At 67.3% G+C, this 22,656-nt stretch carries 21 protein-coding genes; 7 read left to right on the top strand and 14 right to left on the bottom strand.

Annotated elements, in window-relative coordinates; translation table 11 throughout:
• From AABN02_RS15240 to AABN02_RS15215, 6 genes are all read right to left on the bottom strand, one after another.
• Entirely contained in the window at positions 1-1,665 is a 1,665-nt protein-coding gene (locus AABN02_RS15240) for a hypothetical protein (protein ID WP_338415778.1), read from the bottom strand.
• Positions 1,631-3,169: a DNA cytosine methyltransferase gene (locus AABN02_RS15235; RefSeq protein ID WP_338415777.1), complete on the bottom strand. Its 1,539-nt coding sequence runs from the start codon at positions 3,167-3,169 to the stop codon at positions 1,631-1,633. The genes AABN02_RS15240 and AABN02_RS15235 overlap by 35 nt, the downstream gene beginning before the upstream one ends.
• A gap of 7 nt (positions 3,170-3,176) precedes the next feature.
• The gene (locus tag AABN02_RS15230) at positions 3,177-3,368 is read right to left on the bottom strand and encodes a ribbon-helix-helix protein, CopG family (RefSeq protein ID WP_338415776.1); all 192 of its coding nucleotides are present in this window, start codon (positions 3,366-3,368) and stop codon (positions 3,177-3,179) included.
• A 248-nt stretch (positions 3,369-3,616) separates the two neighbouring features.
• On the bottom strand, positions 3,617-3,853 hold the full coding sequence (locus AABN02_RS15225; protein ID WP_338415775.1) for a DUF2442 domain-containing protein: 237 nt from the start codon (positions 3,851-3,853) through the stop codon (positions 3,617-3,619).
• A gap of 88 nt (positions 3,854-3,941) precedes the next feature.
• On the bottom strand, positions 3,942-4,472 hold the full coding sequence (locus AABN02_RS15220) for a GNAT family N-acetyltransferase (RefSeq protein WP_338415774.1): 531 nt from the start codon (positions 4,470-4,472) through the stop codon (positions 3,942-3,944).
• A complete protein-coding gene (locus AABN02_RS15215) occupies positions 4,469-4,813 on the bottom strand; it encodes a DUF1778 domain-containing protein (RefSeq protein ID WP_338415773.1) in 345 nt (114 codons plus the stop codon). Before AABN02_RS15215 ends, AABN02_RS15220 begins: the two co-directional genes overlap by 4 nt.
• Before the next feature lie 58 nt (positions 4,814-4,871).
• Between AABN02_RS15215 and AABN02_RS15210 the strand changes: the two genes are divergently transcribed.
• Together AABN02_RS15210 and AABN02_RS15205 are read left to right on the top strand one after the other, a co-directional pair.
• A complete protein-coding gene (locus AABN02_RS15210) occupies positions 4,872-5,051 on the top strand; it encodes a type II toxin-antitoxin system HicA family toxin (RefSeq protein ID WP_338415772.1) in 180 nt (59 codons plus the stop codon).
• Between the two features lie 8 nt (positions 5,052-5,059).
• Positions 5,060-5,476, top strand: coding sequence for a type II toxin-antitoxin system HicB family antitoxin (locus AABN02_RS15205; protein WP_338415771.1), 417 nt, complete (start codon positions 5,060-5,062; stop codon positions 5,474-5,476).
• Positions 5,477-5,494: 18 nt separating this feature from the next.
• Here the strand turns inward: AABN02_RS15205 and AABN02_RS15200 are convergent, their stop codons facing one another.
• The 4 genes from AABN02_RS15200 to uraH form a co-directional block, all read right to left on the bottom strand.
• Positions 5,495-6,973 (bottom strand): nucleobase:cation symporter-2 family protein, encoded by a 1,479-nt coding sequence (locus tag AABN02_RS15200; protein WP_338415770.1) that lies wholly within the window; start codon positions 6,971-6,973, stop codon positions 5,495-5,497.
• A gap of 85 nt (positions 6,974-7,058) precedes the next feature.
• Complete coding sequence (locus AABN02_RS15195) at positions 7,059-8,273, bottom strand: urate hydroxylase PuuD (RefSeq protein ID WP_338415769.1); 1,215 nt, start codon at positions 8,271-8,273, stop codon at positions 7,059-7,061.
• A gap of 191 nt (positions 8,274-8,464) precedes the next feature.
• Positions 8,465-9,451, bottom strand: coding sequence for a porin (locus AABN02_RS15190; RefSeq protein ID WP_338415768.1), 987 nt, complete (start codon positions 9,449-9,451; stop codon positions 8,465-8,467).
• Between the two features lie 95 nt (positions 9,452-9,546).
• Entirely contained in the window at positions 9,547-9,903 is a 357-nt protein-coding gene (uraH, locus tag AABN02_RS15185) for a hydroxyisourate hydrolase (RefSeq protein WP_179635196.1), read from the bottom strand.
• 76 nt (positions 9,904-9,979) lie between these two features.
• On the opposite strand from uraH, the gene puuE reads away from it, so the two are divergent.
• Genes puuE through AABN02_RS15170 form a run of 3 tightly spaced genes read left to right on the top strand, consistent with a single transcriptional unit; the run spans position 9,980 to position 13,993 of the window.
• Positions 9,980-10,933 carry an allantoinase PuuE gene (gene puuE / locus AABN02_RS15180; RefSeq protein ID WP_338415767.1) on the top strand — a complete coding sequence of 318 codons (954 nt, stop codon included), beginning with the start codon at positions 9,980-9,982 and terminating at the stop codon, positions 10,931-10,933.
• A gap of 16 nt (positions 10,934-10,949) precedes the next feature.
• The gene (gene uraD, locus AABN02_RS15175) at positions 10,950-12,743 is read left to right on the top strand and encodes a 2-oxo-4-hydroxy-4-carboxy-5-ureidoimidazoline decarboxylase (protein ID WP_338415864.1); all 1,794 of its coding nucleotides are present in this window, start codon (positions 10,950-10,952) and stop codon (positions 12,741-12,743) included.
• A complete protein-coding gene (locus AABN02_RS15170) occupies positions 12,740-13,993 on the top strand; it encodes a M20/M25/M40 family metallo-hydrolase (RefSeq protein ID WP_338415766.1) in 1,254 nt (417 codons plus the stop codon). The genes uraD and AABN02_RS15170 overlap by 4 nt, the downstream gene beginning before the upstream one ends.
• Before the next feature lie 24 nt (positions 13,994-14,017).
• Here the strand turns inward: AABN02_RS15170 and AABN02_RS15165 are convergent, their stop codons facing one another.
• The gene (locus tag AABN02_RS15165) at positions 14,018-14,908 is read right to left on the bottom strand and encodes a CHAD domain-containing protein (protein ID WP_338415765.1); all 891 of its coding nucleotides are present in this window, start codon (positions 14,906-14,908) and stop codon (positions 14,018-14,020) included.
• A gap of 99 nt (positions 14,909-15,007) precedes the next feature.
• Between AABN02_RS15165 and AABN02_RS15160 the strand changes: the two genes are divergently transcribed.
• The gene (locus AABN02_RS15160; protein ID WP_338415764.1) at positions 15,008-16,957 is read left to right on the top strand and encodes a beta-eliminating lyase-related protein; all 1,950 of its coding nucleotides are present in this window, start codon (positions 15,008-15,010) and stop codon (positions 16,955-16,957) included.
• Positions 16,958-16,978: 21 nt separating this feature from the next.
• Here the strand turns inward: AABN02_RS15160 and AABN02_RS15155 are convergent, their stop codons facing one another.
• Positions 16,979-18,268 (bottom strand): glycosyltransferase family 2 protein, encoded by a 1,290-nt coding sequence (locus AABN02_RS15155; protein WP_338415763.1) that lies wholly within the window; start codon positions 18,266-18,268, stop codon positions 16,979-16,981.
• Positions 18,269-18,523: 255 nt separating this feature from the next.
• Between AABN02_RS15155 and AABN02_RS15150 the strand changes: the two genes are divergently transcribed.
• Positions 18,524-19,360 (top strand): HDOD domain-containing protein, encoded by an 837-nt coding sequence (locus AABN02_RS15150; protein ID WP_338415762.1) that lies wholly within the window; start codon positions 18,524-18,526, stop codon positions 19,358-19,360.
• A gap of 36 nt (positions 19,361-19,396) precedes the next feature.
• Here AABN02_RS15150 and AABN02_RS15145 read toward each other — a convergent pair whose 3' ends face one another.
• Positions 19,397-20,608, bottom strand: coding sequence for a PA0069 family radical SAM protein (locus AABN02_RS15145; protein WP_338415761.1), 1,212 nt, complete (start codon positions 20,606-20,608; stop codon positions 19,397-19,399).
• A gap of 39 nt (positions 20,609-20,647) precedes the next feature.
• Positions 20,648-22,630: an ATP-binding cassette domain-containing protein gene (locus tag AABN02_RS15140; protein ID WP_338415760.1), complete on the bottom strand. Its 1,983-nt coding sequence runs from the start codon at positions 22,628-22,630 to the stop codon at positions 20,648-20,650.
• Positions 22,631-22,656: the final 26 nt, after the last annotated feature.

The following is a 22,656-nucleotide window of genomic DNA, read 5'->3' as shown; positions in this document are numbered from 1 at the left end:
TCACCGCATCGCCTGGAACGAACCGAAATCGTCGAGGTCGGCGAGCAACTTCTGTAAGAACGCCTGCGCGCGCGGAAGGCCCTGGCAGGCCTTGTCCAGGCCAGTAAGCAATGTGCGCTGCCGCTCGGCACCACGAAGCTTCACCAGTACCTTCTGCACGAGCAACTGGTCAGTGACATCGGTCGCGGCGCTGCCGATATGTTTCGCGTCGAAAGCGTGATACCGCACGAATTCCTCAATCAGCCGGTAGCCGAAGCCGAGCCCGTATTGCTGCATCAAACCGTGGATTTCTATGAGCTTGGCTTCGGACGCTGTGCGGGCATCTTTCAGCTCGGGATGACGGCTTTCGAGCGAAACCAGGAAGCCAGGCACATCGACCGTGGACATGTCGATCACCGATGCGCGGTCGAGAACCTTGTCGCTGACCGGGTTCGTCGTCTCATCGACGTTGATCGTGCCGATGATGAACAGGTTGGCGGGTAGCGGCAGCTCAGCACGGATGCTCGCGCCCGTCGTGCCTTCGAGCGGCACGCTGTTCGAGTGCAGTTGCAGCCGGCCCTCCGTTTCCATGCAGGAGAGTACGTCGGACAGGTAGTACTCGACGCGCGCTAGGTTCATTTCGTCGAGGATCACGAAGACCGGCGACTCGCGGTGCGCGGTCGCAACCAGCACCGCTTCGAGGAATGTCGGCACGACGTAGCGGTTCGTCAGCACGTCGAAATAGCCTGTCAGCCCAGTCGGGTCGGTCCACTCCGGCCGCACCGGGCACTCGAATATCAGAGGATCGTCATCCGTGTTCGAGGTCAGGCCATGCACGGCCCTGGCGTACTTCAGCGCGAGCTGCGTCTTGCCCGTCCCGGACAGGCCGGACAGGATCACAAAGTGCTTATGCGGCAGGAAATTCAGAGCCGCATGGAAGCGTCGCACTTCACTGTTCGGGTAATGGCCGCCTAGCGCCTTAACGGCAGCTTCGATTTCGGCTACAGGGATGCTGGCTGGCATGCGGCGCATCTCCGGGCTCAGCGTGGCTGTCTCGGTCCAGACGGGCAACTCATGAATCTTCTGCGAGCCGACCAGACTGCCGAGCCAACCGATGAATTCGCGCGCCAGCAGGCTGCGCCGCGCTGATGCCGTCGGCGGATAAAGCGCGACCACGATCTTGTCCAGCTCGATCGAAGGCTCAAGCGGCTTCCGATCGAAGTCGAGGCTTGACCAGAAGCCCTTGTTGCGCAACCAGAGCCTGCCGTCCTGGGCGATGTAGATAGGGACGTTATTGTTGTCTTTCTTGTACTTGATGGCCGCGCCGCCATCTTCAGCCACAGCTTCGGCAGCTTCGGCAGCTTCCGCTCCGTCGCCGCCCTTGGCGCCTTCGCCCAGATTCTTCATGTCGGCAAGCCGCTTGACAAAGCTGGACCTGTCCTTGCGAACCAGGACGGCGAAATACACCTCGTCTTCGGGCGGGAAGCGCAAAACGCAGCCGAAGATTAGCGCCTCGACATCGTCCTTGAGTTTTTCGAGATTGACGACGCCGAGTTGGATGCCGCCTTCTACGATCTTGGCGCTGTTGGAGACGCCGAACAGTTCGCGCGGGCGGACGGTCTTCGATGTTCCGAAATGCTTTTGCGCAGCCTCAAGAAACCGCTGCTGGCGCTCGACAAGGTTCATTCTCCGTCTCCCTTTCTGTTTGTTTGAGCGTCTTCATGATGTGCGTCGCAACGGCCTTCGCCAGCAGTGGAGGGACTGCATTGCCGATCTGCTTGAAGGCGGGGTTCATCGTGCCGCAGAAGCTGAAGCCGTCAGGGAAAGAGTGCAGACGCGCTGCTTCGCGCACGGAGATCGTGCGGGCCTGCTTACTGTCGTAGTGAATGTGGCTGTAGCTGTCCTTGCCGAGGTGCGCCATGAGAGTGCGCGCCGGTTGGTCGCGCCACATCTTGCGCCACTTGTTTGGAAACTTGCCCACGTCGTAAGGCGGCACGATTGACGCTTTGATCTCTTCGTATTGCTGCGAGCCAGACTTGACCGCCGTACCCTGCTTTGCGAGTAGCGCCAAATGCTGCTCGAACATTTCCATTGCGTGCTGGTACGCCTGCGGATATTGGTCGCCGGGATTCATTCGCGCGAACAGCGGGTAGTCGCGCGGCAAATACCGGATGACGTGATCGACAAGAGCCTCAGGCGCCTCGAAGCCCGGCCAAGTGCGCATCTGCTTTGCATATGCGGTGTGCGGCTCCTTGCCGTAAGGCATAGGTTCGTCAAAGCGCCGAGCGCCACGACGCAGAACGCCGCTTTTGAGCAGCTTGCGCGCATCAATGACAGGCAGGTCACCGAGCGCTTGCTCGGCTGTGAAAGCCGGAGGTAGCGAGCGAGCTGCCTTCGGTGCATGGATGTAGTGGTGCGCGTCGTCGGTGATCCCGCTGTCAAGGAACTTGAGCGCGACCGAGCGCGTGCCTTCATAGCCTGGGGGAAGATCAATGAAATGCGTCGGCTCGGGGAACGTGACCACATCGGCGATCTCGCGCCGGTAGGCGATCAGGATCATCCGCTCGCGCATCTGCGGGACCCCGTAGAAAGCTGCGTTGAGCAGGGTGTAGCGGCAAATGTAGCCCTTGCTTTCCAGGACTTCGGCGATCTCTTCGGCGATGTTCTGGCCGCCATGGTTCAGCACGTCGGGCACGTTTTCGACCACGACTACAAGCGGCGCGAAGGCTTCGACATATCGCAGATAGTCGATGTAGAGCTGGGCACGCGGGTCGTGCTTGAACGCTTCGGCGTGGTTATCCACCTCACGCAGCTTGGGCCGCCCGACGCGGGCGAAGGCTTGGCACGGCGGGCCGCCGACGAGAACGTCAAACGCGGCTGCAGTCGGACCGACCTGAAGATCCTTCGCTAGCTGGTCGGGGTTAGTCTTCGTGATGTCTCGCGCCTGCGAATGCACTGCATTGCCACCATGGAAGTTGCGGCCATGAGAGGCCGCCGCGTCCGGGTCGAATTCCACCGCACCCGCGATGGTGAATCCGGCTGCAGAGAACCCAAGCGATATGCCGCCGCAGCCGGCGAAAAGATCAAGCACACGCGGACTTCCGCCAGCTTTGAGGCGAGCAATCTTCTGCTGGATCGCACGGGTGTTGGTTTTCACAGTGTCACCACTTCCTCTGGTTTTGCTTTGCATGACACCTTCACCGCTGGCCGCGGAAGAGCGGGTACTGCGCTTCAACATACTTCTCTACCGCGTCACGGACCACCCAGGCCACGGAAACCTTCTTCTCCTCGGCGATCCGCTCCAGTTCGGTGTAGAGATCGGCAGGGAACGTGACTGAAGCCCGTGTCCCTTCCTTCGCCGGACCATGCTGTTTGGTAGTGAGTGCCATGCCTGCCTCGATTGAATTGCACCATCCTACACCACAGTGGTGCACGGAGCGGGCCTTTGAATTGTTCGCCATTGCCGGTGGTGAGGTTGCCCCTGAAGCCCGGAGTGCGTAGCACCACCGCGAGGTGCATCACAGCAAAGAGGCGCTGGCGCTGGTCGCGAGTCTGTATCAGCGACTCGGGCGATTGGTCCGCGAGTGAGACCAATCATTCGCGACGGTGGTCTCCTGTGAACAGCGGCGTGCGTGGCCTACCGCTTGGCGATGAGCGGGAAGTCAGCCGGCCGCCGGATGGAGTCCACAGACAGATCCACATCGAGCCCCGGCCAGTAGAGATGGTCCGGCGCAGGGCGCTCGACCTCGGTGATCTGCTCGATCGTGGCCTGACGGAACCACGGGAACTGCGCGAATGGCAGCAGCAGTTCCTCGTCGTCGCCCAGCAGCAGCCAGAAGCCGTGCCGCGAGATGTGGGTCACTTCAGCTGCCAATGGGTTGGTTCCAGGCATCTTCGAGCTTCTTCAGGAGGGATTGAACGACAGTGGGTGCCATCGAGTCACGGTAGCGCCGCAGTCGAATTCATTTCCCAACCGAGGCGAGCGCCGCGGCGATGGTCTTGAGCGACATGACCATGGAGATTGGCGATGTCCCTGCGCTCCCAAGCAAGCTCTGCGCACCGAAGGAGGCATACCAAGCGGCCACCCGCTCGTTCTTCGCGTCGATGTAGAGCGCGACGCCACCGACTTCAGCGGAGACTCTCAAGCAGCGCTGACCCGCAGCGAGCAACAGCTGGCCGCCGAGTCCGCTGCCCTGCACGCTGAGATCTGTCGCCAGGCGTGCGAGTCGATAGCCGGGCACCGCATGGCGAGACAGTCCTCTGCGAATGCCCTCGGGTGTCCGCTCGTCGTCTGCAGCCGCTGGTGCCAGGCTGTAGAAGCCCAGGACCCGCCCGCTGGCATCGTCGAGGGCCACAAAAGTCTTGGCGCCCCCGCTCTCATGGTTCTGCCGAGCGAACTTTTTCAGATAGGTGTTGAGATCGGCATCGCCACAGTCGAACACGTCCCGCGGGTGCCCTTTGGAGATGGGCTCCTCGTGCCACGCCAGGGTCATGTCGATGCAGGCAGTGCCTTGGCGGCGGCGAGCAGCTTGGCGTTGGGGGGCGGCGGATTGTCGAGCAGGTCAAGGATGCGCTGGAAATCGCGCTCGGTCACCTGGATCACCTCGGCTTCGTGGATGACCGCCTCGGCTTCACGCAGCGCAGATTGGGTGACGAAGTTGGTCAGGTCCGTGTTGCGGATCGAGGCGGCACGCAGCAGCTTGGTCTTGACCTCCGGCGTCATGCGCAGGCTCATGCGGAGGTTGTTTTTGACGGCGGTGCGGGGCATGGTGGTCACCTGAATCTTGTACACCTTCAAAGGGTACAAGATTCCGTGGACGGTGTCGTGCGCCATCTGCTGCGTCTTCTGCAATTGCCTTGCGTAACACAACAGATGTGTTTAGTCTTGAGGCATGAACTCGAAGCAGATGAAGAAGTGGCTGGAGCAGCAAGGTGCCACCTTCGAGCCCGGCAAGGGTTCACACCTGAAGGTTTTCCTGAACGGGCGGCAGACGACGCTGCCCATGCACGGCACGGCCGAGCTGGGCAAGGGCCTCGAAGCCGCCATCAAACGCCAGCTCGGCCTGAAATGAGGACTCCCATGTTCGACTACCCCGTGACCCTGACCCCTGACGGCGACACCGTGCTGGTGACGTTCGCCGACGTGCCCGAGGCGATCACCTTCGGCGCGGACGAGGACGAGGCGCTGTTGCAGGCGGTCGATGCGCTGGAGACGGCGCTGGCCTTCTACATCGAGGCCCGCAAGCCGTTGCCTGTGCCTAGCCAGGCGGCAGTCGGGCAGCCCGTGGTGCGCCCGTCAGCCCTGGAGTGCGCGAAGTTGGGCGTGTACCGGGCGATGGTGGAGCAGGGCGTGCGCAAGGCGGAACTGGCCCGCCGCCTTGGCTGGCACATGCCGCAGGTGGACCGCCTGCTCGACCTCGGTCACGCCTCGCGCTTCGAGCACATCGAGGCGGCGGCTCGGGCGCTGGGGCGGCGGGTGGAGATCACGGTGGCGTGACGCTCCACACGGTTTGCGTCAATGCCCGCCGCTGAACGCCTTCGACGCCTCCACCGACTCTGCCGTCGAATCCCCCCGGCTGCCGTTGAAGTACAGGTTCAGCACCACCGCCGCGATCGAGGTCAGCAGGATGCCGGACTCCAGCAGCGGGTGCAGGCCGTGTGCCATCTGTTGCGTCCAGCGCGGCGCGACCAGCGGCACCAGGCCGAAGCCGATCGAGATCGCCACGATGTAGAGGTTGTGCTGGTTGCCCTTGAAATCGACGTTCGAGAGGATGCGGATGCCGGTGGCAGCGACCATGCCGAACATCACCAGACCAGCGCCGCCGAGCACGAACTGCGGCACCGATTCGACCAGCGCGGCCATCTTCGGCAGCAGCCCCAGCACCAGCATGATCACGCCCGCGGCCACGCACACCCAGCGGCTCTTCACGCCCGTCACGCCCACCAGCCCGACGTTCTGCGAGAAGCTGGTGTAGGGGAAGGTGTTGAAGATGCCGCCGATCAGCGTGCCCAGACCATCGGTGCGCAGGCCGGCGGAGAGCTGGCTCTGGTTGATGCGCTTGCCGGTGATGTCCGACAGGGCCAGGAACATGCCGGTGGACTCGATCATCACGACGATCATGACCAGCGACATGGTCAGGATGGACAGCAGGTCAAAGGTCGGCATGCCGAAGGTGAAGGGCAGCACGACGTCGAACCAGCTCGCCTTGGCGACCTTGTCGAAGCCCATCTTGCCCATCGCCACCGCGACCACGCAGCCCGCGACGATGCCCAGCAGCACCGAGATGTTGGAGATGAAGCCCTTGGCGTACTTGGCCAGCCCCAGGATCACCGCCAGCACGAAGGCGGCAATGGCGAGGTTGTCGAGCGCGCCGTATTTCAGGTTGTCGGCCATCGGGATCGGGCCGATCTTGATCGGGGCGGACGCGGCGTCGGCGGTGGCCTTGGCCGCATCGACCATCGCGACCAGCTTGGGCACATCGATGTTCTGCGCCAGGTTCGGCGGCCCGCCCAGCGCCCAGCCCACACCGACACGCATCAGGCTGATGCCGATGACCGCGATGATGGTGCCGGTGACGACCGGCGGGAAGTAGCGCAGCAGCCGGCTCATCAGCGGCGCGATCAGCATCGAGACCACGCCCGCGCCGATGATGGCGCCGAAGATCGCCCGCGCGCCGTCCACGCCGCCGTTCGCGTTGGCCATCGCCACCATCGGCCCGACGGCGGCGAAGGTCACGCCCATCATCACCGGCAGCTTGATGCCGAACAGCCGCCCGAAACCCAGCGACTGGATCAGCGTCACCAGCCCGCAGCAGAACAGGTCCGCCGAGATCAGCATCGCCACCTGCTCCGGCGTGAGCTTGAGCGCGCGCCCGACGATCAGCGGCACGGCGATTGCGCCCGCGTACATCACCAGCACATGCTGCAGGCCCAGCGCGGCCAGCCGGCCGGTGGGCAGTCTCTCGTCCACCGGGTGGACTGTGGATGTCGTCATGCTTGTCTCCTCGTGTTGTTCGGGCAATGCAGCGGCGTCGACTGGCTGCCCGAAGCGCCAGCCGGTCAGGAACAGGGGAAGGGAATCAGGGCGCGGTGGGGGCGCCGGCCTCGAACCAGCGCTTGAGCACCGCGCGCTCGGCGTCGGTGATCTGCGTGGCGTTGTTCATCGGCATGACCTTGAGCACGACGGCCTGCTGGTAGATCGCCTGCGCGTTCTGCTTGATCAGCTCGGGGGTGTGCAGCTGGATGTTCTTGTTCTGCACCTGCGCGTTGTGGCAGAGCACGCAGCGCTGGTCGACGACCGCCTTCACCTCGGCGAAGGTGACCGCGGCGGTGGGCTGGGCGGTGGGCTGGGCGGTGGCCGCGGACGGCTTCGGCGCGAGCCACACGGCCAGCGCGACCAGGATCAGCGTGCCGGCGATGGCGTGGACCCACGACACCGGCTTGCCCTGGGCGAGCTGCTTGTGGCGGGCGACGAAGCTGTGGCGGATCAGCGCGCCGGCCAGCATGAACAGCACCAGCACCAGCCAGTTGTGCGGCGCCTGGTAGAGCCAGCCGTAGTGGTTGGACAGCATCGCGATCAGCACCGGCAGCGTGAAGTAGGTGTTGTGCACGCTGCGCTGCTTGGCGCGCTGGCCGTGGATGGCTTCGACCGGCTGGCCGGCGCGCAGTTGGGCGACGACGGTGCGCTGGCCGGGAATGATCCAGAAGAACACGTTGGCGCTCATCGACGTGGCCATCATCGCGCCCACCAGCAGGAAGGCGGCGCGCCCGGCGAACAACTGGCAGGCCAGCCACGCCGCGAACACCACGAACGCGAACACCCCGACGCCGACGATCAGGTCGCCGTTCTTCTTCTGCCCGAAAGCGCGGCAGATGACGTCGTAGACCACCCAGAAGGTGGCGAGGAAACCGAGCGCCGTGCCGATGGCTGCCATGGGCGACCAGTCGAACACGCTCTTGTCGATCAGGAAGGTGCCGGCGTTGAACAGGTAGAGCACCGTGAACAGCGCAAAGCCGGTCAGCCAGGTGGAGTAGCTCTCCCAGTAGAACCAGTGCAGGTGCTCGGGCAGCTTCTTGGGCGAGACGAGGTATTTCTGCGGGTGGTAGAAACCGCCGCCGTGCACGGCCCACAGTTCACCGCCGACGCCCTTGTCGCGCAGGGCAGGGTCTTCGGGCGGGGTCAGGCTGTTGTCGAGAAAGACGAAGTAGAACGACGAGCCAATCCAGGCGATCGCCGTGATGACGTGGACCCAGCGCAGCAGCAGGTTGGCCCAGTCGAGCAGGTAGGCTTCCATCAGATCCTCAACGGGCTAGGACAGCCCGGTGCCGAGGCACCGGACCATCCCCCCACCACAGCGGGCTCTGTGAGGAGAAAACGTCGCAACCGCGCTGGACAGCGGGGCTCCGCGGCGACGTGGACAAACTGTATACAGCTCTGTGCACCAATTGGATGCGGAGTTACCCGACACCCGGGTGGATGCACCGATCAGAAGCGGTGGCGCACGCCCAGCGCGTAGCTCAGGCCGGTGGACAGGCCGGCCACATGGTCGCGCATGGCGACGGTGTACACGTCCGTGCGCTTGCTGAGGGAGTGGTCGTAGCCCAGCGACAGCGTGTCGCGCTTCGCGCCCGTGTCCGGCTTGATCTGGCCCCATTGCGCCAGCACGGCACCCGCGCCCACCGGCACCTTGGCGCCGATCTCGGTGATGCGGTACTGGTTGACGACGGTCTCGTTCTTCACGCGGCCGTACTGGCCAAACAGCTTGGCGGCGCCGAAGTCATAGCTGCCACCGACTTGCCAGGTGCGGGTGTCGGCCACCGGGGTGGCGCCGTCTTTCTTGACGCTCTGCATGGTCACGGTCGCGGCGACCGGGCCGTCGGCGTAGCCGGCGTTCACGCCCCAGTTGCGGCCGTTGCTGCCTTCGCCCAGCGCGCCGATCAACGCGAAGCTGAAGCCGCCCCAGCGCGGGCTCATGTACAGGACGGAGTCGCTCCAGCCGGTGTCGCCCGTGACCGTGCCACTGGTGAAGAAGTGTCGGATGCTGGGCGAGTAGCCGAAGGAGTCGCCGAAGGCGTTCATCCGCAGGGTCGAGACGAACAGCGGCGTGGTGTTGCGCCCGAGGGTCACCGTGCCCGCGGCCTTGCTGGACAGGCCCACGTAGGCGTTGCGGGCCCAGAACGCGTCGCCGCCGAACCGACCGGCCTCACCGGTATCCGCGCGCAGGAAGTGCTCCATCCGGACCACGGCGGACAGGCCGCTGCCGAGGTCTTCGGTGGCGCTGAAGCCCAGGTAGCTCGTGGTCATCTTGCCGCTGTCGACGTCGCGCTGGCGGACGCCACCGGGCGCCTTGTTCGAGCCGACGCTGAGGTCGATCAGGCCATACAGGTTCACCGAAGATTGGGCCAGCACGTTGGTGTGGCCGCAAAGCAGTGCGACGCTGGCAACGGTGGCGCTGAGGAGGAAGTGCTTCATTCGAGGGCTTTCAGGGGGTGTCGAAAACGGGGAGGGCTTGCTGGCCGGGAGCTGAAAAGCAAGCTCTGTGCCAAAAAGTTTCAAGCGATGCTTGCTCAAGACCCGCGGTACGTCGAATACGCCCACGGGCTGGCCAGCAGCGGCACGTGGTAGTGGCCGGCCGCGTCGGCGATGCCGAAGTCGATCGGCACCTCATCGAGGAATGCCGGCTCCGGCAGCACCACGCCCCGCGCCCGGAAGTACGCCGCCACCGCGAACACCAGCCGGTAGCGGCCGACCGCCATCTCCTGCGCGTTCAGCAGCGGGCCGCCATCGTTGCGGCCGTCGTGGTTCAGTTGCAGGGTCTTGACCGTCTCGACGCGGTCGGCGTGCACACGTTCCAGGCGCACGGCCATGCCGGCGGCGGGGCAGCCGTTCATCGTGTCGAGTACGTGGGTGCTGAGGTGGCCCATCGGTGTCCTTTGGCGGGTATTTGCAGTGGCGGACAAAGTGTATACACTTTGGAATACACGTCAACCCGCCGCCGCCATGCACACTGCCACGCCCCGCTATCCCCGCGACCTGATCGGCTACGGCCGCAATCCGCCGCACGCGCAGTGGCCGGGGCAGGCCCGGGTCGCCGTGCAGTTCGTGCTGAACTACGAGGAGGGCGGCGAGAACTCGGTGCTGCACGGCGACGCCGGCAGCGAGCAGTTCCTCTCCGAGATGTTCAACCCGCCCGCCTTCCCGGCGCGCCACCTGAGCATGGAGGGCATCTACGAATACGGCTCGCGTGTCGGCGTCTGGCGCATCCTGCGGGAGTTCGAGCGGCGTGGCCTGCCGCTGACGATCTTCGGCGTGTCCAGCGCGCTGCAGCGTTCGCCCGAGGTGACGGCGGCGTTCCGCGAACTGGGCCACGAGATCGCCTGCCACGGCTTGAAGTGGATCCACTACCAGAACATCGACGAAGCCACCGAGCGCGCCCACATGGACGAGGCGATGGCGATCATCGAGCGGCTGACCGGCGAACGCGCGCTCGGCTGGTACACCGGCCGCGACAGCCCCAACACGCGCCGCCTCGTCGCCGACCACGGCGGGTTCGCTTACGACAGCGACTACTACGGCGATGACCTGCCGTTCTGGCTGCAGGTGAGGAAGACCGACGGCGCGCTCGCCCCGCACCTCGTCGTCCCGTACACGCTCGATTGCAACGACATGCGCTTCGCCTTGCCGCAGGGCTACAGCCACGGCGACGAGTTCTTCGAGTACCTGCGCGACGCCTTCGATGTGCACTACGCGGAAGGCGACGAGCGGCCGTCGATGATGAGCATCGGCATGCATTGCCGCATCCTTGGGCGACCGGGCCGGATGCTGGCGCTGCAGCGCTTCCTCGACCATGTGCAGCAGCACGACCGCGTCTGGGTGTGCCGCCGCATCGACATCGCCCGCCATTGGCAGCAGGCGCATCCCTTCAACGCCGACACCGCCTTCGTGTGGGAATGAGCACCCGATGAGCCCCATGCCGCTGACGATCGAACAACTCAATGCCGCCCCAGCCGACGCGTTTGTCGCGCTGCTGGACGGCACCTACGAACACTCGCCCTGGATCGCCGAACGCGCCGCCGCGCTGCGCCCGTTGGCCAGTCTGGCCGGGCTGAAACACGCGCTCGTCACCGTCGTGCGCGAGGCCGGGGTGGCGCCGCAGCTGGCGCTGATCCGCGCCCACCCGGAACTGGCGGGCAAGGCGATGGTGTCGAAGACGCTCACCGCCGAGTCCACCAACGAGCAGGGCAAGGCGGGTCTCACCGACTGCACGCCCGCCGAGTTCGCGCAGCTCCTGCAGCTCAACGCCGACTACAACGCCCGGTTCGGTTTCCCCTTCATCCTCGCCGTGCGCGGACCGCGTGGTCTGGGGCTGGACCGGCACGAGATCATCGCCACCTTCGCCCGCCGCCTGGGCAACCCGGTGGACTTCGAGCGCGACGAGTGCCTGCGCAACATCCACCGCATCGCCGAGATCCGGCTGAACGACAAGTTCGGCGTGTCACCGGACCTGGGCAACCGTGTGTGGGACTGGGCCGAGCGGCTCGCGCAGCACAGCGACCCCGGTTACGCCGAGCGCGGCGAGCTGACCGTCACCTACCTGACCGACGCACACCGCGCCTGCGCCCAGCGGCTGTCGCACTGGATGAAGGCCGACTGCGGTTTTGACGAGGTCGAGATCGACGCGGTCGGCAATGTCGTCGGCGTGTACCACGGCAGCTCCCACGGCAGCGACCGCGCCGCGCCGCGCCTGCTCACCGGCAGCCATTACGACACCGTGCGCAATGGCGGCAAGTACGACGGGCGCCTGGGCATCCTCGTGCCGATGGCGGTGGTGGCCGAACTGCACCGCGCCGGGCGCCGGCTGCCCTTCGGCATCGAGGTGGTCGGCTTCGCGGAGGAGGAGGGCCAGCGCTACAAGGCGACCTTCCTCGGCTCGGGCGCGCTGGTCGGCCAGTTCGATCCGGCCTGGCTCGACCAGCAGGACGCGGACGGCGTGACGATGCGCGCCGCGATGCAGCACGCCGGCCTGTGCGTGGACGACATTCCTGCCTTGCAGCGCGATCCGGCGCGTTACCTCGGCTTTGTCGAGGTCCACATCGAACAAGGGCCGGTGCTCGCGGAGCTGGACCTGCCGCTGGGCGTGGTGACCTCGATCAACGGCAGCGTGCGCTTCGTCGGCGAAGTCACCGGCATGGCCAGCCACGCAGGGACCACGCCGATGGACCGCCGCCGCGACGCTGCGCTCGCCGTGGCCGAGCTGGCGCTGTTCGTCGAGCGGCGCGCGGCTTCGGTGCCGCAGGTGGTCGGCACGGTCGGCATCTTTGAGGTGCCGAATGGCTCGATCAACGTCGTGCCCGGCCGCTGCCGCTTCAGCCTGGACATTCGGGCGACGACCGACGCGGCGCGGGATGCCTGCCTGCACGACGTGCGCACCGAACTCGCGGCCATCTGCGCGCGGCGCGGCGTGTCGGTGGCACTCGACGAGACGATGCGCGCTTCGGCTGCCCCGAGCGATCCGGCGTGGCAGGCGCGCTGGGAACGGGCCGTGGCCGCGACCGGCCTGCCCGTGCACCGCCTGCCCAGCGGCGCCGGCCACGACGCGATGAAGCTGCACGAGTTGATGCCGCAGGCCATGCTCTTCGTGCGCGGCCTGAACAGCGGCATCAGCCACAACCCGCTCGAATCCACCACCAACGACGACACCGAGCTGGCCGTGCGCGCCTTCGCCGACCTGCTCGAACAACTGAACACGGAGCACTCCGCATGACCCAGACCCCCGACCGCTTCGCCCAGCTCGACACCTGGATCGACGCCCATTTCGATGACGAGGTGCGCTTCCTGCAAGCGCTGGTGCAAGTGCCCACCGACACCCCGCCCGGCAACAACGCGCCGCACGCCGAGCGCACCGCCGAGCTGCTGGCCGGCTTCGGTTTCGACGCCGAGAAGCACGCGGTCCCCGAGCAGGAGGTCCGCGACTACGGGCTGGAGTCGATCACCAACCTGATCGTGCGCCGCGCCTATGACGCCGGCGGCCCGGTCATCGCGCTGAACGCCCACGGTGACGTGGTCCCGCCGGGCGAAGGCTGGACCCACGACCCCTACGGTGGCGAGATCGTCGACGGCAAGCTCTATGGCCGCGCCTCCGCGGTGAGCAAGTGCGACTTCGCGACCTTCACCTTCGCCACCCGCGCGATCGAAGCGCTGCGGGCGCAGGGCGTGGCGCTGAAGGGCGGGGTGGAGCTGCACTTCACCTACGACGAGGAGTTCGGTGGTGAACTCGGCCCCGGCTGGCTGCTGAAACACGGCCTGACGAAACCCGATTACGAGATCGCGGCGGGCTTCAGCTACCAGATCGTCACGGCGCACAACGGCTGCCTGCAGATGGAGGTCACCGTCCACGGCGTGATGGCGCACGCGGCGATCCCGGAGAGCGGCGTCGATGCGCTGCAGGGCGCGGTGGCGATCCTGAACGCGCTGTACGCGGAAAACGCGCGCTACAAGGCGACGATTCGCTCCAAGGTGCCGGGCATCGACTACCCGTACATCAACGTCGGCCTGATCCAGGGCGGCACCAACACCAACGTCATCCCCGGCAAGGTCGTGCTCAAGCTCGACCGCCGCATGATCCCCGAGGAACACTCGGCCGAGGTCGAAGCCGACATCCGCCGTGTCATCACCGAGGCGGCGGCGACCCGGCCGGGCGTGTCGGTCGACATCCGCCGCCTGCTGATGGCGCACGCGCTGCAGCCGCTGCCGGGCAACCAGCCGCTGGTGGACGCGCTGTCCAAGCACGGCGCGGCGGTCTTCGGCGAGGAAATCCCGGTGTCGGGCACGCCGCTCTACACCGACGTCCGCCTGTACTGCGAGCGCGGCATTCCCGCGGTGATCTATGGTGCCGGGCCGCGCACGGTGCGCGAGTCCAACGCCAAGCGGGCGGACGAGCATCTGGTGCTGGAAGACCTGCGCCGGGCGACCAAGGTGGTGGGGCGGACCTTGCTGGAGATGCTCGGCGGTTGAGGGCGTCCCGCCACCCACCGCGGATCAGCTTGGCCACTCCGCCAGGAGCCGGTGCCAGCAAGGCGCCAACTCCGGCAGGCGCTGCGCGGTGGTGGCGCACAGGTAGCCCCGCGCGAACGAAGCGCTGCCCGCCAGCGCCGGATCGCGCAGGACGAGGTCGTGCAGCAGCCGGTCCGCGACTGCGGCATCGTTGAGACTGCCCAGCAGGTCCAGGAGCTTGCCGAGTCGGCGCAGGCGCCGCCGGGTGTGTTTCGCCGCCGGCAGGGTCTGGAAGAACTCCGTCGCATAGCGCAGCTTCTTCGCGGCGATCCGGAGCCGGTGGCGTTCGGCGGGCAGATCAGGGTGCAGGGCCTTGCCGATCTCGACCAGCCGGGCGTGGCGCCGGCGCAGCATCCGCGCTGCGGGTGGGCCGATGGACCGGTGCAAGTCCTTCAGCAGAGCGTCGTCCGCGGTGGCTTGCCACGGTGCGCCCTGGTGCCACGCGGTCAGGTCCCGCACCAGACGCGCGCAGCGGGCCGATTTCACCGCGATCGCGGCCAGCTTGTGCATGGCCTGCGCATGGCGCCTTGCCGCCTCCTGCAGGGCCACGATGCCCTCGTCGGGCGGACAGGTGCGCGCCACGGAGGCCAGTGTGGTGTCGGCCAGCACATCAGCGTCTCGCGCCGCACCGAGCCGGACACCCAGCCAGTCCAGCTCCGCCAGCAGGTCCGGCGGCGCGGTGATCCACTTGCGGAACAGGCGCAGCGCCAGGCGCAGCCGGCGCAGACCGACCCGCATCTGGTGGACGCTTTCCGGGTCCACGCCCTTGCTGACGCCAGAGGCATGGTGCTGCAACTGGGTCAGGCTGTCGGCAACGAGGGCGGTGAACGCCTGCTCGACGGTCATCCCGGTCGCTACTGGGGTGGATGTCGACATCTGGAACTCCTTGGTGGATGGCGCCGCTGGACCTGCGCATGGTGCGATGCCGGTGCGATCGACCCCCTCGCACACCCGGCGCTCATGCATTATTCCGCCATGCAGCCTGTCAGTCACATCCTCGTCGTCAGCGATGACCTTTCCCGACGCGCGCAGATCGTCGCCGCGCTGAACGCCGCCGCACGACCGGACGACCCCGTGTCACTGAGCGCCCTCGCCAGCGACCCGGGCGAGCCGGCCCTCGACGCCGTGCGCCGCGACGGCGATCTCCATGTCGTGCTGATCGACCACCACGGGGCCGCCGACCGCAGCGCCGTGCACCTCGCGCAGGCCATCAACCGGCTGCGCCCGGAGCTGTCGCTCTACCTGATGCTGGAGGACGACGACACCCGGCTGCTGGTGGAGGAACTGGCGGGCGACGCGGTAGACGGCTACTTCTTCCGCGGCGAGACCGACCACGCCGGCTGGCTGCGCATCCTGGCCGCCGAGGTGGCGCAGACCGCGGCCACCCCGTTCTACGACCAGCTCCGCCACTACGTCGCGCAGGCCAAGGACAGCTGGCACACCCCCGGCCACGCGGGCGGCGACTCGTACAAGGCCAGCCCCTGGGTCAGCGACTTCCACGCCTTCGTGGGCGAGCAGATGCTGCGCGCCGACCTGTCCGTGTCGGTGCCGATGCTCGACTCGCTGCTGCACCCGACCGGCGTGATCGCGCAGGCGCAGCGCCTGGCCGCACAGGCCTTCGGCGCGCGCAAGACCTACTTCGCCACCAACGGCACCTCCACATCGAACAAGGTCATCTTCCAGACGCTGCTCGCCCCCGGCGACCTGCTGCTGCTGGACCGCAACTGCCACAAGTCGGTGCACCACGGCGTGATCCTGTCGGGCGCGCGGCCGGTGTACCTGGACTCGTCCGTCAACGAGCGCCACGGGCTGTTCGGGCCGGTGCCGCGGGCGCGGGTGCTGCAGGCAATCGCCGACCACCCGGACGCCAAGGTGCTGATCCTGACGAGCTGCACCTACGACGGCCTGCGCTACGACCTCGCGCCGATCATCGCGGCGGCGCACGCGGCCGGCATCAAGGTCATCGTCGATGAAGCCTGGTACGGCCACGCCCGGTTCCACCCCGAACTGCGCCCGACCGCGCTGGAGGCCGGCGCCGACTACGTGACGCAGAGCACCCACAAGGTGCTGTCCGCCTTCTCGCAGGCCAGCATGATCCACGTGAACGACCCGGACTTCGACGAGCACCTGTTCCGCGAGAACTTCAACATGCACGCCTCGACCAGCCCGCAGTACGGCCTGATTGCCAGCCTCGACGTGGCGCGCAAGCAGGCGGTGATGGAGGGCTACAAGCTGCTCGACCGTTCGCTGAAATTCGCCGCCGAGCTGCGCGAGAAGATCAACGCGACGGGCGCGTTCCGGGTGCTGGAACTGGACGATCTGCTGTCCGACGAGGTGCGCGGCGACGGCATCCGGCTCGACCCGACCAAGCTGACGATCGACATCTCGGCCTCCGGCTGGGGCGCGGACGAGCTGCGCGACGAGCTGATCGAGCGCTTCAACCTCCAGATCGAGAAGAACACCCACAGCACGCTGACGCTGCTGCTGACCATCGGCACGACGCGCAGCAAGGTGTCGCGGCTGTTCGACGCGATGCTTCGCCTGGCCAAGCAGGCGCAGAAGGAGCGCCGCACGCCGCGCCCGACCACGCGGCTGCCGAAGATCCCGCATTTCACGCGCCTGGCCTGCCTGCCGCGCGATGCGTTCTACGAGGCGGGCGAGCGGCTGCCGGTGCTGGACGACGCGGGCCAGCCTAATGCGGCGCTAGTCGGGCGTGTGTGCTGCGACCAGATCGTGCCGTACCCGCCGGGGATTCCGGTGCTGGTGCCGGGGCAAGTGGTGGACGCGGCCATCCTTGGCTATCTGGTGCGCCTGCTGCAGACGCAGAAGTCGATCGAGCTGCACGGGCTGGCCATGCACGACGGGGAGCTGCACCTGCGGGTGCTGACCCCGGCCGAGCTGGTAGCGCTGCGACCGCTGGAGTGAGTGGCCGTCCTGGGACACGCCTCACTGCGGATGCATGGGCTCCGCCTGCGGGTCGCGCATCTCCAGACTGGCCAGCGCGGAATCGGTCAGCGTGCAGCCGGCAGCGGCCGGCGCGGTGGGGCGCGCGGCGCGGCCGGTGAGCCGCAGCCAGGCCTTGTGCAGCAGGACACCGGGCTGGAGCCGGCCCGTGGCCAGTCGGGCGCCGATGTCGAACACCCGCAGCCAGCCGTTGTAGACCACCGCCGCGCCGCGGGGACTCGGGACCGCGAAGGCGAGGGCGCGCATCGGCCACGCTTTCCAGAGGATCGGTCGCCAGGCCGCGGCCTGTTGCAGGTGCTGAATGGCGACCTCGCGGTGACCGGCGCTCAGCGCGCGGTGCGCCACCGCCAGACCGTAGTGCCGGCGCAGCAGGCGGATCTCGGGGTCGGTGTTCGCCTGCGGCCCGAAGTTCTCGTCGAAGCACGACAGTTTGTTGACCTCGAACCGGTAGGCGCCGGCGCCGGTGGCCAGATGGGATTGCGCCAGCGTCTGGTTGCCGCCAGCCCGCTCGTACTTGATGGCCAGCGGCACGGCGATCAGGTTGGAGCGGAAGTGGCGCGACAGGATGGCGAAGTAGCGCAGGTCTTCGGCGCTGCGGTGGGCGACCGAGAAGTGGCCGGCGGTCTCGATGGCGTGGCGTGTGCAGACGGTGGCCGGCAGCCAGTTGAGGTAGCCCCAGCGCAGGTGGGGGAGGGTGTGGCCGCTGTAGACCGTGGCGTGCTGCAGCCCCAGGTCTCGCAGGGCCTCGCGTCCCCACGCGCCGACCGCTTCCTTGTGTTCGTAGATGCGCAGGTAGTCGTCATCGACTCCGGGCGGCAACTCCAGCGAGCGTGAGCCGATCGAGCGGGCAAAGCCGAGGTAGATGTGGCCGATGTCGTAGCGGCTGTGGTGGATGGGCGCCGAGCCGTCCCCCAGGTCCTCGTGGGATTCGGTGGCCACCCAGTGCTGGTCCGGATGGGCGCGCAGGTAGGCGGTGGTCAGCGCGAGAAACTGCGGCCGCCACTCGTCGTCCGAATCCATGAAGGCGATGAAGTGCCCGGTGGCAGCCGACAGCCCGGTGTTGCGGGCCCCCGCCACGCCCTGGTTGGCCTGGCGGATGAACCGGATGCGCGGGTCCAGTCCCTCGAGTCGCTCGATGGTGCCGTCGCTCGATCCGTCGTCGATCACCAGCAGCTCCCAGTCGCGGTGGGACTGAGCCACGATGCTGGCGATCGCGCGCCCGATCACGTCAACGCGGTTGTAGGTCGGCAGGATGATCGAGACTTCTGGCACAGTGTTTTTCCCTGGATGGAGTGGAAATGATGCGTTCCTTGGTCCATTCCTTGCGGATTCATGATGGTCGGCGGTTGCAGGTTTCTGGATCAATCGCCATCCATGGCACCCGAACTGGTGTTCGAATTGATCAATTCAGGCGCAATCCGTTGTAGAGGTGAACCGTAGCGCCGGGAAACTCCCTGCTCAAGTCAGCTTCGTGCCGGTCGATGACGTGGGCACCCCACCCATCGACCGAGGAGCCTGACTGTGCCCATGACCTGCCCGTCCAGCATTGCCCCGTTTGTCCAGCGCGCCAGCACGCTTCCTGCCATGCCGGAAGTGGCACACAAGCTGCTCAAGTCCTTCGACCGCGACGACCTGCCGCTGCCGGAAATCGCGGGTCTGATCGGCCGCGACCAGACGCTGGCGGCCAAGGTGCTGCGGCTGGCGAACTCTTCGCGCTATTCGCCCTCGCACACGGTCACGTCACTCAACGATGCCTCCGCATCGCTGGGCATGCGCGTGCTGCGCGACCTGACGCTCTCGGCGAGCATGGTTGGTGCGTTTCCCGCGATACAGGGCTTTGACCGCCTGAGCTTCTGGCGCGGCACGCTGGCCGTGGCCGCCTATGCCCAGCCAATCGCCCGCGCGCTGGATCTGGACGAGGACATGGCCTACCTGGGCGGGTTGATGCTGCGCACGGGGCAGCTGCTGATGTGGATGGTCGACCCGGACCATGCCCGGCAGGCCGGTGCGCAGGCGCAGGAACTGGACAGCCGCATCGGCTTCGAGACCGTGCAATTCGGCGTGGCCCACCCCGAGATCACGGCCGAACTGGCGCGGCACTGGCAATTCCCGGCCGTGCTGGTCGAGGCCTTCCGCGCCACCTCGCAGCCGATGGAGGCCAAGCCGTTCTCCCGACTGGCGGCGGTGCTGCGTCTGGCCAGCGTGGTGGCGGACTGCCGGGAAAGCGGTCGCCCCGTCTCGGAGGGGCTGCTGTCGGTGCAGGGGGATCTGGTGGTCCACCTCGGGCTGGACCTCGGCTGGCTGGAGGAGCACCTGCCGGCCCACGATCTGGCGGTCGCCGGCGTCGATGCGCTGATGCACTGACCGCGCCAGCACCGCCAACACCGCCAGCCGGTTCGCTCAGAACAGCTCGCCCTGGTCCGGCGGTGTGGCCGGCACCGGTGCCCGCGGCGGCTGGAACCGGCTGAAGTCCAGCGTCGGCACCTCGCGCACCAGGCTGTGCCGGTGCGCGGCGCCCAACATGCGCTGTCGGATCAGGTCGGCCCAGATACCTTCGCCTTTCATGCGGGTGCTGAAGTCGGCGTCGTAGTCCTGGCCGCCCCGCAGATCGCGGATGCGCTCCATCACGCGGTGGGCGCGGTCGGGAAAGTGCTCCTCCAGCCATTGCTGGAACAGCGGGTTGACCTCCCACGGCAGCCGCACCACGGTCCAGTGCAGCGACTTCGCGCCCGCGCCGGCCGCGGCTTCGATGATCTGCTCGATCTCGGGCTCGTTGATGAACGGGATCACCGGCGCCACGTTCACACCCACCCACACCCCCGCATCCGACAGCGCCCGGATGGCGGCCAGCCGCCGGGCCGGGGCGCTGGCGCGGGGTTCGAGGATGCGCGCCAGGTCGTTGTCCAGCGTGGTGAGGCTGATGAAGACCAGCACCTGCTGGCGCTGCGCCATGTCTGCGAGCAGGTCGAGATCGCGCACGATACCGCCCGACTTGGTGACCACCGAGAACGGATGCTGCGCCTCGTGCAGCACTTCGATGATCTGGCGCGTGAGCTTCAGGCTGCGCTCGACCGGCTGGTAGGCGTCGGTGGCGGAGCCGAGGTTGAGCGGGCGCGGGGTGTAGCGCGGCCGGCGCAGTTCCTCGCGCAGGCGGTCGGCGGCGTTGGTCTTGGCGAGGATGCGCGTCTCGAAATCCAGCCCCGGCGACAGGTCCGCGTAGCTGTGGGTCGGCCGGGCGTAGCAGTAGATGCAGCCGTGCTCGCAGCCCCGGTAGGGGTTGATCGACAACTCGAAGGGCACGTCCGGCGAGTCGTTGGCACGCAGCAGGCTCTTGCAGGGCTCGTCGATTACCTCGGTGCGGGTGACGCGGTCGCGGTCGTCCTCGGCGCGCTGGTCCAGGCTGTCCCAGCCGTCATCGACCGCGTGGCGGGCCCGGCGCTCGTACCGGCCGGCGATGCGCCAAGCTGTGCCGCGGCCCTTGACGCTGCCGGGCCCTGGCAGCACGGCCACCGGCTCGGGTGCCAGATCGTCCGGGAACAGGGTTGGCGCCGCTGCGGGAGGCCGGCCACGGCGCACGATCCGGATCGGGGCCTCGGTGACGGGGAGTTTCATGCCGCCCAGTCTGCCACAAGCCTGTGTTTACATACAGCCTCAGGTGCTGCCCATGGCCTCGATCTGCTCGCCGAGTTCCATCCAGCGCAGCTCCAGCTCGGCGATGCGGTCGTCGAGCACCTTGAGCTTGCGGCCTTGCTCGGCGCGGTCGGCGGGTGACAGGCCGGTGTCGCCCAGGGCGGCGAGCACGCGGGCATGGTCCTGCTGTGCGGCTTCCAGCGCCTGCTCGGCCAGCTGCTGCTGCTTCTTCAGCGGCTTGGTCTGCTCGGCGAGCTTCATGCGCGCAGCGGTCTGGGCCTTGCGGTCGTCCCGGCTGGCTGGAGCCGGTGCGGGCGCTGCCACCACGGGCGCAGCGACGACCACCGGGGCGGCGGCGGGCGCGGCGACGGGCCGGCTTTGCATGGCGCGGTCTTCCTCGCGGGCGCGCTTGGCCATTTCCTTGCTCTGCTCCAGCAGCCACTTCTGGTAGTCGTCCAGGTCGCCGTCGAACGGCCGCACTTCGCCGCCGGTGACCAGCCAGAACTCGTCGCAGACCTCGCGCAGCAGCGCCCGGTCGTGGCTGACCAGCATCACCGTGCCTTCGTACTCGTTGAGCGCCATGCTCAGCGCCTCGCGGGTGGTCAGGTCCAGGTGGTTGGTCGGCTCGTCCATCAGCAGCAGGTTGGGGCGCTGCCACACCAGCATCGCCAGCACCAGCCGCGCCTTCTCGCCGCCGGAGAGCGAACCCACCGCCTGGCCCACCATCTCGCCGGTGAAGCGGAAGCGGCCGAGGAAGTCGCGCAGCTCCTGCTCGCGCGCCTGCGGGCCGACGTCGCGCGCCAGCCGGACCATGTGGGCGAGCGGGCCTTCTTCCAGCCGCAGCACGTCGAGTTCCTGCTGCGCGAAGTAGCCGATCGACAGGCCCTTGCCCTCCTGGATGTGGCCGCCGAGGCGCTGGATCGCACCCGCCAGGGTCTTCACCACGGTGGACTTGCCTTGGCCGTTGGCACCCAGGATGCCGATGCGCTGGCCCGGCAGCACGGACTTGCTGATGTTCGAGACGATGACGTTGTCGCCGTAGCCGACCGAGACATCGTCCATCACGATCATCGGGTTCGGCAGGCTTTGCGGCTCGCGGAACTCGAACTCGAAGTCGGCGCTGGTGAGGATCGGCGCCAGCTTGGTCATGCGGTCCAGCGCCTTGACGCGGCTCTGGGCCTGCTTGGCCTTGCTGGCCTTGGCCTTGAAGCGGTCGATGAAGCGCTGCAGGTGGGCGACCTTTTCCTGCTGCTTGGAGAAGGCGGCCTGCTGCTGCGACATGCGCTCGGCGCGCATCATCTCGAAGCCGCTGTAGTTGCTGCCGTAGCGGGTGACCTGGGTTTCGTCCAGGTGCAGCGTGACCTTGGTGACCGCGTCGAGGAATTCGCGGTCGTGGCTGATGACCAGCATCGTGCCGTCGAAGCGCAGCAGCCAGGCTTCCAGCCAGACCAGCGCGTCCAAGTCCAGGTGGTTGGTGGGCTCGTCGAGCAGCAGCAGGTCGCCCGGGCACATCAGCGCCCGCGCCAGCTGCAGCCGCATCCGCCAGCCGCCGGAGAAGCTGTTGACCGGTGCATCGAGCTGGCTGACCCGGAACCCCAGGCCGAGCAGCAGCGACTGCGCCCGGGCCGCGGCATCGAAGGCACCCACTTCGCCAAGCAGGGCGTGGGCGTCGCCGATGGCGTGGCCGTCGTCGGCTTCCTCGGCGGCGGCCAGCGCGGCGCGGGCGGCCATCAGCGGCCGGTCGCCTTCGAGCACGAACTCGGTGGCGCCGGTCTCGGTCTCGGGCATGTCCTGCGCGACTTCGGCGATCTCCCAGCGCGGGGGCATCTCGACATCGCCCTGGTCGGACTGGAGCCGCCCGGTCAGCAGCGAGAACAGCGAGGACTTGCCCGCGCCATTGCGGCCGACAAGCGAGGCCTTTTCGCCGGGTTGCAGCGTGAAGGACGCGTTCTGGAGGACGATCTTGACGCCGCGGCGCAGCGTGATGGACTTGAACTGGAGCATGGGAAACCGCTCAGGGCGGGTCAGCG

The sequence above is a fragment of the uncultured Sphaerotilus sp. genome, from assembly GCF_963924895.1.
In the GTDB taxonomy this organism is placed as follows: domain Bacteria; phylum Pseudomonadota; class Gammaproteobacteria; order Burkholderiales; family Burkholderiaceae_C; genus Sphaerotilus.
This window is presented reverse-complemented; position numbering and strand designations above follow the sequence as displayed.

Coding starts and splice junctions, on each gene's coding strand:
- AABN02_RS15165 (WP_338415765.1), bottom strand. CDS start 14,908: ATGTCGACATCCACCCCAGTAGCGACCGGGATGACCGTCGAGCAGGCG.
- AABN02_RS15150 (WP_338415762.1), top strand. CDS start 18,524: ATGACCTGCCCGTCCAGCATTGCCCCGTTTGTCCAGCGCGCCAGCACG.
- AABN02_RS15140 (WP_338415760.1), bottom strand. CDS start 22,630: ATGCTCCAGTTCAAGTCCATCACGCTGCGCCGCGGCGTCAAGATCGTC.
- AABN02_RS15190 (WP_338415768.1), bottom strand. CDS start 9,451: ATGAAGCACTTCCTCCTCAGCGCCACCGTTGCCAGCGTCGCACTGCTT.
- AABN02_RS15210 (WP_338415772.1), top strand. CDS start 4,872: ATGAACTCGAAGCAGATGAAGAAGTGGCTGGAGCAGCAAGGTGCCACC.
- AABN02_RS15235 (WP_338415777.1), bottom strand. CDS start 3,169: ATGCAAAGCAAAACCAGAGGAAGTGGTGACACTGTGAAAACCAACACC.
- AABN02_RS15200 (WP_338415770.1), bottom strand. CDS start 6,973: ATGACGACATCCACAGTCCACCCGGTGGACGAGAGACTGCCCACCGGC.
- AABN02_RS15170 (WP_338415766.1), top strand. CDS start 12,740: ATGACCCAGACCCCCGACCGCTTCGCCCAGCTCGACACCTGGATCGAC.
- AABN02_RS15145 (WP_338415761.1), bottom strand. CDS start 20,608: ATGAAACTCCCCGTCACCGAGGCCCCGATCCGGATCGTGCGCCGTGGC.
- AABN02_RS15215 (WP_338415773.1), bottom strand. CDS start 4,813: ATGGCGCACGACACCGTCCACGGAATCTTGTACCCTTTGAAGGTGTAC.
- AABN02_RS15220 (WP_338415774.1), bottom strand. CDS start 4,472: ATGACCCTGGCGTGGCACGAGGAGCCCATCTCCAAAGGGCACCCGCGG.
- AABN02_RS15160 (WP_338415764.1), top strand. CDS start 15,008: ATGCAGCCTGTCAGTCACATCCTCGTCGTCAGCGATGACCTTTCCCGA.
- AABN02_RS15205 (WP_338415771.1), top strand. CDS start 5,060: ATGTTCGACTACCCCGTGACCCTGACCCCTGACGGCGACACCGTGCTG.
- uraD (WP_338415864.1), top strand. CDS start 10,950: ATGCCGCTGACGATCGAACAACTCAATGCCGCCCCAGCCGACGCGTTT.
- AABN02_RS15240 (WP_338415778.1), bottom strand. CDS start 1,665: ATGAACCTTGTCGAGCGCCAGCAGCGGTTTCTTGAGGCTGCGCAAAAG.
- puuE (WP_338415767.1), top strand. CDS start 9,980: ATGCACACTGCCACGCCCCGCTATCCCCGCGACCTGATCGGCTACGGC.
- uraH (WP_179635196.1), bottom strand. CDS start 9,903: ATGGGCCACCTCAGCACCCACGTACTCGACACGATGAACGGCTGCCCC.
- AABN02_RS15230 (WP_338415776.1), bottom strand. CDS start 3,368: ATGGCACTCACTACCAAACAGCATGGTCCGGCGAAGGAAGGGACACGG.
- AABN02_RS15195 (WP_338415769.1), bottom strand. CDS start 8,273: ATGGAAGCCTACCTGCTCGACTGGGCCAACCTGCTGCTGCGCTGGGTC.